General features: G+C 69.0%; 3 protein-coding genes. All 3 read right to left on the bottom strand.

Annotated elements, in window-relative coordinates; genetic code table 11:
• On the bottom strand, window positions 1-1301 hold a 1301-nt coding region (locus tag I0Q12_RS30855; RefSeq protein WP_197257771.1), incomplete at its 3' end, for a PP2C family serine/threonine-protein phosphatase.
• Window positions 1298-1759 carry an FHA domain-containing protein gene (locus tag I0Q12_RS30850; protein ID WP_072809145.1) on the bottom strand — a complete coding sequence of 154 codons (462 nt, stop codon included), beginning with the start codon at window positions 1757-1759 and terminating at the stop codon, window positions 1298-1300. The genes I0Q12_RS30855 and I0Q12_RS30850, both read right to left, overlap by 4 nt.
• 157 nt (window positions 1760-1916) lie before the next feature.
• Window positions 1917-2240, bottom strand: a 324-nt coding sequence (locus tag I0Q12_RS34460; protein ID WP_231611772.1) for an FHA domain-containing protein, incomplete at its 5' end; no start/stop codon positions are given.

Raw genomic sequence — 2240 nt, 5'->3', positions numbered from 1 at the left:
GTCCCCTGACCTGTCGGTTCTCGCCGAAACGGTGCCGGCTTCTCCTCGATGCACACCGGAAGCAGATCACCGTCGACGAGCCGGCCCATCTGCGCTTTCGCGTCGTCCAGGTTGCCGGAGGGGAGACCGGCCCGCACCTGCTCGCGCGCGGCGGGCTGCAGATCGTCGACGACCATGACCCGGCAGTTGGCGTGGTCGGGTTCCATCAGCGTCAGCATGCCCTCGTCGGTGACGCATCCCACGAGCGCCTGTTCCTGCAACGAGTAGCCGAGCACGTTGCCGGGCACGCCCCGCAGCACGGTGACCCGGCCGTCGTCGGCGCCGACGTAGTAGTAGTTGCGGATCATCGTGCGACCCACGACCAGGCCGGCCGCGAGCAGCGCCAGTACGACGATCGCCCCGATGATCCACCACAGGCGGCTGCGCTTGCGCTTCGGTTCGGGTTCGGGCGCGCTGATCACCCGCTTCGGGGTGGCACGCGGCGGGCGCATCGCCGCGGCGCGACCGGCTGCGGTGTTCGGCGGGGGAGTGTCCTCGTCCTCACCGGACGCTGCGCCTGCGACGATCGGATGACTCTGCCCGTAGTCCAGGTCGATGACGTCGGCGACGACGACGGTGACGTTGTCCGGGCCGCCGCTGCGCAACGCCAGTTCGATGAGGCGGTCGGCGCACTCGTCGTGGGTGCCCTCGCGCATCGTGTTGGCGATCGTCTCGTCGCTGACCACGTCGGACAGACCGTCCGAGCACACCAGGTAACGGTCGCCGACGCGCACCTCGCGCACCGTGAGGGTCGGCTCGACCTCACTGCCGGTCAGCGCCCGCATGATCAGCGACCGCTGCGGATGCGAATGCGCCTGCTCGGCGGTGATGCGACCCTCGTCGACGAGGGACTGCACGAAGGTGTCGTCGCGGGTGATCTGGGTCAGCTGGTCGTCGCGCAGCAGGTAGGCGCGCGAATCGCCGATGTGGGCCAGGCCCAGCTTGCTGCCGGCGAACAGGATCGCGGTGAGCGTGGTGCCCATGCCGTCGAGTTCGGGTTCCTCCTCGACCTGATCGGCGATGGAGGCGTTGCCTTCGCGGACCGCGGCGGCGAGCTTGCCGAGCAGGTCCTCGCCCGGCTCGTCGTCGTCGAGGTGGGCGAGCGCCGCGATCATCAGTTGTGAGGCGACCTCACCGGCGGCGTGGCCGCCCATGCCGTCGGCGAGCGCGAGCAGACGTGCCCCGGCGTACACGGAGTCTTCGTTGTTGGAGCGGACCAAACCCCGGTCGCTGCGGGCGGCGTATCGCAATACAAGGGTCACGGGCGGAGCTCGATCACGGTCTTCCCGACCCGGACCGGGGTGCCGAGGGGTACGCGGACAGCGGTGGTGACTTTCGCACGATCGAGATAGGTCCCGTTGGTGGAACCCAGGTCCTCGACGTACCAGTCGGAGCCACGTGGCGAGAGCCGGGCGTGGCGGGTGGAGGCGTAGTCGTCGGTGAGCACGAGCGTCGAATCGTCGGCACGTCCGATCAGCACCGGCTGGGTGCCCAGCGAGATGCGGGTGCCGGCGAGCGCACCCTGTGTCACCACCAGGTACTTCGCCGTCTTGTTGCGACTCAGCGACGGCAGCACCGACTGCTTGCCCGAATAGCGAGGCAGCGGCCGGGCGGCGCCGGCGTAGATGTCCGAGCGCAGTGTGCGCAGAACAGCCCAGATGAACAGCCACAGCAGGAGGAGGAAACCCGCCCGGGTCAGCTGCAGAATCAGCCCCTGCACGGCTCATCCTCCTTCGGCATGATCGACCGGCGCACTCGCATCCGGTGTGCTGAGGTCACCCACAATACGGACTGTGTACGACTCGACGCATCGTCCGACGCGTCGGCTACGCGTCGGACAGGTCTCGAGTCGGGTCCGATTCGGTGTCGAATCCCGTTCAGAGGATGCGGACCAGGATCTCCGAGTGACCGGCACGGACCACATCGCCGTCGGCGAGCTGCCAGTCCTGCACCGGCGCGCCGTTGACGGTGGTGCCGTTGGTGGAACCGAGATCGGACAGCATCGCGACCGCGCCGTCCCAGCGGATGTCGATATGGCGACGTGACACGCCGGTATCCGGGAGCCGGAACTGGGCGTCCTGGCCGCGGCCGATGATGTTGCTGCCTTCGCGGAGCTGGTAGTAGCGGCCGCTGCCGTCCTCGAGCTGGAGGGTCGCGGTCAGCACACGACCCGCGGGGGCACCGGCCGGCGGGTAGGCGGC

It is taken from the genome of Rhodococcus sp. CX (assembly GCF_015865005.1).
GTDB lineage: Bacteria > Actinomycetota > Actinomycetes > Mycobacteriales > Mycobacteriaceae > Rhodococcus.
Note: the sequence above shows the minus strand (reverse complement) of the source record. Positions and strands in the feature narration are given on the sequence as shown.